Origin of the sequence: Blastococcus sp. MG754426 (assembly GCF_021699055.1) — a bacterium.
Taxonomy (GTDB): domain Bacteria; phylum Actinomycetota; class Actinomycetes; order Mycobacteriales; family Geodermatophilaceae; genus Blastococcus.
In genome coordinates, this window is sequence record NZ_SSXC01000003.1 from 130,497 (window position 1) to 137,077 (window position 6,581).

At 73.0% G+C, this 6,581-nt stretch carries 4 protein-coding genes; 2 read left to right on the forward strand and 2 right to left on the reverse strand.

From position 1 onward, the window contains the following. Window positions 1-19 precede the first annotated feature (19 nt). Window positions 20-913 carry an ATP-grasp fold amidoligase family protein gene (locus tag E9549_RS03030; RefSeq protein ID WP_236825113.1) on the forward strand — a complete coding sequence of 298 codons (894 nt, stop codon included), beginning with the start codon at window positions 20-22 and terminating at the stop codon, window positions 911-913. A 133-nt stretch (window positions 914-1,046) separates the two neighbouring features. Beyond that, on the forward strand, window positions 1,047-2,003 hold the full coding sequence (locus E9549_RS03035) for an ATP-grasp fold amidoligase family protein (protein ID WP_236825114.1): 957 nt from the start codon (window positions 1,047-1,049) through the stop codon (window positions 2,001-2,003). 33 nt (window positions 2,004-2,036) lie between these two features. Here the strand turns inward: E9549_RS03035 and treY are convergent, their stop codons facing one another. Next, on the reverse strand, window positions 2,037-4,394 hold the full coding sequence (treY, locus tag E9549_RS03040; RefSeq protein WP_236825115.1) for a malto-oligosyltrehalose synthase: 2,358 nt from the start codon (window positions 4,392-4,394) through the stop codon (window positions 2,037-2,039). Then, window positions 4,391-6,502 carry a glycogen debranching protein GlgX gene (gene glgX, locus E9549_RS03045; RefSeq protein WP_236825117.1) on the reverse strand — a complete coding sequence of 704 codons (2,112 nt, stop codon included), beginning with the start codon at window positions 6,500-6,502 and terminating at the stop codon, window positions 4,391-4,393. The genes treY and glgX overlap by 4 nt, the downstream gene beginning before the upstream one ends. Window positions 6,503-6,581 lie beyond the last annotated feature (79 nt).

The window sequence follows — 6,581 nt, forward strand, 5'->3', positions numbered from 1 at the left end:
CTGCGCGGGAGGACGGACGATGCCCCGGAGCCGGCTCAACGGCGTGCTGCGCTCGCACCTGCGGCCCGCGCACCGCCGGGTGGCCGGCCTGCTGCCCGCGGCGGCGCGGCGGCGCTACCTCTACCTGGCCGGGCAGGGGCGACTGCCCCGGCTGAGGTCACCGCAGACGTTCACCGAGAAAGTCAGCTGGCGCATCCTCCGGGACCGCCGCCCCGAGCTGGCGTGGACGTGCGACAAGCTGGCGATGAAGGAGCACGCGCACCGCCTCCGGCAGGAAGCGGGCGTGCTCGTCCCCGAGACGTTGTGGTCGGGCGAGGAGCTCGCGGCGGTGGCCGGCCGGCGGTTCGACCGGCCCTGGGTGCTCAAGCCCAACCACCGCAGCGGGCTCGTGCGGTTCGGGGCGGCCTCGGACGTGGTGGACGGCGCGACGGTCGCCGCGACGCGGGACTGGCTGCGGGACGACCAGAACGCCCTGCTGGGGGAGTGGGCCTACAGCCTGGCCCGCAAGCTGTTCGTCATCGAGGAGGCCATCGGCGGGGGCGACCCCCTGGACGACTACAAGTTCCTGGTGTTCGACGGGAAGGTGGCCGCGGTCCAGGTGGACCGCGGGAGGTTCACCGCCGAGCAGACGCGCTGCTACTACACGCCCGGGTGGGAGCGCATCCCCGTCGAGCTCGTCGCGCCGAGCGGGCCGCCGGTCGAGGCGCCGGCGAACCTGGCCGCCATGCTGCACGCCGCGGAGGTGCTCGGCCGCTCCTTCGACTTCATGCGCGTCGACCTGTACACCACCGGGGACGCGGTCTGGTTCGGCGAGCTGACCCCCTACCCGAGCGGCGGCTGCATGCGCTACGAGCCCCGGGCGTTCGACGCGTGGCTCGGCACGCACTGGGCGCTGCCGGCGTCCCGGCGCTGACGGGGGGACCAACCGGTCCTGGTGCCCCTCGGTCGAGGGAGGCGGGGAGGCCGACGCCTCCCTACGCTCGACGACACAGCGGGCCGCCCGGGCCCGCCACACCCTCGCGGCGCTCCCGCAGGAGGACCCCACCATGCCCCGCAGCCCGCTGAGCTCGGCCCTCCGCTCCGTGCTGCAGCCCACGCACCGCCGCATCGCCGGCCTGCTCCCGCCGGCCGCGCGGCGGCGCTACCTCTACCTGGCCGGGCACCGGCACCTGCCGGACCTCCGCGATCCGCGGACGTTCTCGGAGAAGATCAACTGGCGCATCCTCCGCGACCGCCGACCCGAGCTGGCCTGGACGTGCGACAAGCTGGCGATGAAGGAGCACGCGCACCGGCTCCGGCACGAGGCCGGTGTGGCCGTACCCGAGACGCTGTGGGCCGGTACGGACCTGGCGGCGGTGGCCGGGCGGGCGTTCGACCGGGCGTGGGTGCTCAAGCCCAACCACCGCAGCGGCCTGGTCCGCTTCGGCGCCGCGGCGGACGTGGTGGACGCCGAGACGCTGGGCGCCACCCGGGGCTGGCTGCGCGACGACCAGAGCGTGCTGCTGGGGGAGTGGGCCTACAGCGAGGCCCGGAAGCTGTTCGTCGTCGAGGAGGCCATCGGCGGGGGTGAGCCCCTGGACGACTACAAGTTCTTCGTCTTCGACGGCGAGGTCGCGGCGATCCAGGTCGACCGCGGCCGGTTCACCGGTGACCACACGCGGACCTTCTTCACCCCGGGCTGGGAGCCCGTGCCCGTCCAGGTGGTCGCGCCGAGCGGACCGCCGACGGCGGCGCCGGAGGACCTCGCCGGGATGCTGCGCGCCGCCGAGGTGCTCGGCCGTTCCTTCGACTTCATGCGGGTGGACCTCTACAGCTCGGGCGGGCAGATCTGGTTCGGCGAGCTCACGCCCTACCCGGGCGGCGGGGTCATGCCGTTCGAGCCCCCGTCGTTCGACGCGTGGCTCGGCTCCCGGTGGACCCTGCCGGCGTTCCCGCGCCCCGCTGCCGGCGCACCGGCGGACCCGCGCCCGGCCGCGCGGGGGAGCGCCGCCCCGACCGGCTGACCGCCGGCCGGGCGCGGGCCATCCCGCCCGACGTCAGGCGCGGACCAGCAGGGCCACCGGGAGGCGGCTGAGCAGCGCGTCGACGGCGATCCCTGCGATGTCGGAGACCACCCGGGTGCCGGTCAGCAGGTCCTCCCACGCGCCGTTGGGCAGCTGCAGGGCGGTGTCGCCCCAGCCGGTCCGGGCCAGCGCCGCCGGCAGCCGGGTCCCCACGGCGACGACCCCGCCGCGGTCGTAGGCCACCAGGTGGTCGGCCGCCGAGCCGGTGACCTCCACCGGCTCGTACCCGGCGAACCACCCGGGGTGGTCGCGGCGGGCGCGCAGGGTGCGGGAGACGACCAGCAGCTTGGCCGCCCCGGTCTCGTCCACCGCCGGCACCTCGCCGCCGTCCAGCTGCGCGAGCAGCCGGCGGCGCAGCGCGTAGTCCACGGGGCGGCGGTTGTCCGGGTCGACCAGCGAGAAGTCCCACAGCTCGGTGCCCTGGTAGACGTCCGGCACACCGGGCATGGTCAGCTGCAGCAGCTTCTGGGTGAGCGAGTTGGACCAGCCCAGCGGCGTGATCCGGGTGACGAACGCGTCGATCTCCGACCTCGTGGTGGGGTCGTCGAAGGCCGCGTCGACCAGCGCGTGCAGCTGCGCCTCGAACGCCTCGTCGGGATCGGTCCAGGTGGTCGCGGTGCCCGCCTCGCGGGCGGCCTTCTCCGCGTAGGCGTGCGCGCGCTCGCGGGACAGCGGCCAGGCGCCCACCAGGTTCTGCCAGACGAGGTGCGCCAGCGGGCGGTCGGCCAGCGGGTGCCGGGTCAGCCAGCCGCGCACGAGCTGCGCCCACTCGGTGGGCAGCTCGGCGAGCACGGCCAGCCGGGCGCGGACGTCCTCGCTGCGCTTGGTGTCGTGCGTCGACAGCGTGGTCATCGACTCCGGCCGCACCTGCTGGCGCCGCTGCTGGGCTGCGTGGAACTCGGTGACCGTGCTGCCGAAGCGGGCCGGGTCGCCGCCGACCTCGTTGAGCGCGACGAACCGGGACCACCGGTAGTACGCGCTGTCCTCGACGCCCTTGGCCATCACCGGCCCGCTGGTCTGCTCGAAGCGGGTGGCCGCCTCGGTTCCGGCCTGCGAGAGGACCGGGTGCAGGGCGTCCAGCGCCGCGGCGAGATCGGGGCGGCGTGCGCGCACCGCCGCCACCGTCCCGTCGAGGTGCTCGCGGCCGTCGGGCAGGTAGCTCCGGTAGACCGGGAAGCTGGCCAGGAGCTCGGCCAGCGCCTCGGTCTGCTGCGTCCGGTCGGCGCCGGGCAGCTCGCCGATCACCCGCACCAGCCGGGCCACCTCCGAGCCGAGCATCCCGTCGGTGACCTCGCGCTTGCAGTCGTGCACCAGCTGGGCGTAGTCGACCTGCCGGCCGGCCAGCTCGGTGTCCAGCGCGGTGAGCGCCGGCTCCCCGGCCGGGTCGACCAGCAGCTGGTCCACCTCGGCGAGCGCGTCGTAGCCGGTGGTCCCCGCCGTCGCCCAGGTCGCCGGCAGGTCCTCGCCGGGCTCGAGGATCTTCTCGACGACGGTCCAGCGGCCCTCCGACGCCTCGGCCAGCCGGTCGAGGTAGCCCTTCGGGTCGGCCAGCCCGTCCGGGTGGTCGATGCGCAGGCCGTCGACGGCGCCGTCCCGCACGAAGCGCAGCACCAGCTCGTGGGTGGCGTCGAAGACGGCCGGGTCCTCGACCCGCAGGCCGGCCAGGGTGTTGATGGCGAAGAACCGCCGGTAGTTCAGGTCGGAGTCGGCGCGGCGCCAGTCGACCAGCTCGTAGTGCTGCCGGGCGTGCACCTCCTGCGGCGTGCCCTCACCGGTGCCGGGCGCGATCGGGAAGCGGTTGCCGTAGTACCGCAGCTCGCCGTCTCCGTCAGCCCCACCCGCCCGACCGACCACCTCCAGCTTCTCGACGTCGTCCGCCGAGCCCAGGACGGGGATGCGCACCCTGCCGCCGCCGAAGTCCCAGTCGATGTCGAAGGCGTCGGCGTGGGCGCTGCCCTGCCCGTGCTGGAGCACGTCCCACCACCACGGCGCGGCCGCGGGGTCGTCGACGCCCATGTGGTTGGGCACCAGGTCGAGCACGAGCCCGAGGCCGTGCTCGTGCAGCGCGGCGACGAACCGGTCGAAGCCGGCCTGCCCGCCCCGGGCCTCGTCGACGTGGGCGTGGTCCACGGTGTCGTACCCGTGGTTGCTGCCCTCGGCCGATCGCAGCAGCGGGGACGAGTACGCGTGCGTGACGCCGAGGTCGGCGAGGTACCCGGCGACCTCGGCGGCGTCCTGCAGCGGGAAGCCGGCGTGCACCTGCAGCCGGTACGTCGCCGCGGGGGTCCCGCGACGGCGCTCGTCCCCGGGCACCCGGATGGGCCGGCTCACTGGGCGGGGCCGGTCAGGACGACGATCGAGCGGCCCTGCACGGTGACCTTCTCGCCCGGCTTGATCTCGACCGGTTCCACCTCGTGCATCTCGGCCGTGTCGAGGACCGGCGTCCAGCTCTGCGAGTAGTCGGAGCTGGGCAGGGCGAACTCGATCGGCTCGTGGGAGGCGTTGAAGGCCAGGTAGAAGTGGTCGTCGGAGACGTACTCGCCGCGCTCGTCGGTCTCCCGGATCCCGACGCCGTTGAGGTAGACCGCCAGCGACTTGGCGTAGGCGGCGTCCCAGTCCTCGTCGGCCATCTCCTCGCCCGAGGGGGCGAGCCAGGCGATGTCGGGCACCGGGTCGCCCAGCCCGCGGCGGACGGGGCGGCCGTGGAAGAAGCGGCGACGGCGGAACGTCGGGTGGTCGTGCCGCAGGCGGGTCACCTTCTTGGTGAACTCGAGCAGCCCCTCGTCCACGTTCTCCCAGTCGATCCAGGTGAGCTCGGAGTCCTGGCAGTAGCCGTTGTTGTTGCCGCCCTGCGACCGGCCCAGCTCGTCGCCGTGCAGCAGCATCGGCACGCCCTGGCTGAGCATCATCGTGGTGATGAAGTTGCGCCGCTGCTGGGCGCGCAGCTGCAGGACCTCCGGGTCGTCGGTGGGCCCCTCGACGCCGCAGTTCCAGCTGCGGTTGTGGCTCTCGCCGTCGTTGTTGCCCTCGCCGTTGGCCTCGTTGTGCTTCTCGTTGTAGGAGACGAGGTCGTTGAGCGTGAACCCGTCGTGCGCGGTGACGAAGTTGATGCTGGCCACCGGTCGCCGGCCCGAGTGCTGGTAGAGGTCCGAGGAGCCCGAGATGCGGTCGGCGAACTCGCCGATCGTGCCGCCCTCGCCGCGCCAGAAGTCGCGGACGGTGTCGCGGTACTTCCCGTTCCACTCGGTCCACAGCGCCGGGAAGTTGCCGACCTGGTAGCCGCCCTCGCCGACGTCCCAGGGCTCGGCGATGAGCTTCACCTGGCTGACGACCGGGTCCTGGTGGACGAGGTCGAAGAAGGTGGCCAGCCGGTCCACCGCGTGCAGCTCGCGGGCCAGCGCGGAGGCGAGGTCGAAGCGGAAGCCGTCGACGTGCATCTCGGTGACCCAGTAGCGCAGCGAGTCCATGATCAGCTGCAGCGCCTGCGGGGTGCGGACGTTGAGCGTGTTCCCGGTGCCGGTGTAGTCCATGTAGTACTGCTCGTCGCCCTCGACGAGCTTGTAGTACGCCCGGTTGTCGATGCCCTTGAACGACAGGGTGGGGCCGAGGTGGTTCCCCTCGGCGGTGTGGTTGTAGACCACGTCGAGGATGACCTCGATGCCCGCCTCGTGCAGCGCGCGCACCATCCCCTTGAACTCCTGCACCTGCTGGCCCGCCGTCGTGTCGCTGGCGTACTCGTCGTGCGGCGCGAAGAAGCCGATCGTGTTGTAACCCCAGTAGTTGCGCAGGCCCTTCTGCTGGAGGGTGTCGTCCTGCACGAACCGGTGCACCGGCAGCAGCTCGAGGGCGGTGACGCCGAGATCGGTGAGGTGCTCGATCGTCGCCGGGTGGGCGATGCCGGCGTAGGTTCCGCGCAGCTCCTCGGGGATCCGCGGGTTGGTCATCGTCAGCCCCTTGACGTGGGCCTCGTAGATGATCGTCTTGTTGTACGGCGTCCTCGGCGGGCGGTCGACGCCCCAGTCGAAGTACGGGTTGACGACGACGGACTTCGGCATGTGCGGGGCCGAGTCCTCGTCGTTGCGCTCCTTGGTCTCGAAGTCGTAGCCGAAGCACGAGGGGTGCCAGGCCACCTGGCCGTCGATCGCCTTCGCGTACGGGTCGAGCAGCAGCTTGTTGGGGTTGCAGCGCAGCCCCTGCTCGGGGGCGTAGGGGCCGTGGACGCGGAAGCCGTACTTCTGCCCGGCGTGGACGCCGGGGAGGAAGGCGTGCCAGACGAAGCCGTCCATCTCCGGCAGGCGGATCCGCTCCTCGTTGCCCTCGTCGTCGAAGAGGCACAGCTCGACCTTCTCGGCCACCTCGCTGTAGATCGCGAAGTTGGTCCCGGTGCCGTCGTACGTGGCGCCGAGGGGGTAGGCGCTTCCGGGCCACACCTGGGTCATCTGGGGAGTTCCTCCTGCGCAGGGCGCCCCGGGGCTGGGGGCGCCCTGCGCAGGAGGAACTCCCCAGATGACCCAGGTG

Bases quoted from the DNA above. Each gene is read 5' to 3' on its own strand.
- E9549_RS03030 (WP_236825113.1), top strand. From the start codon at position 20: ATGCCCCGGAGCCGGCTCAACGGCGTGCTGCGCTCGCACCTGCGGCCC.
- E9549_RS03035 (WP_236825114.1), top strand. From the start codon at position 1,047: ATGCCCCGCAGCCCGCTGAGCTCGGCCCTCCGCTCCGTGCTGCAGCCC.
- glgX (WP_236825117.1), bottom strand. From the start codon at position 6,502: ATGACCCAGGTGTGGCCCGGAAGCGCCTACCCCCTCGGCGCCACGTAC.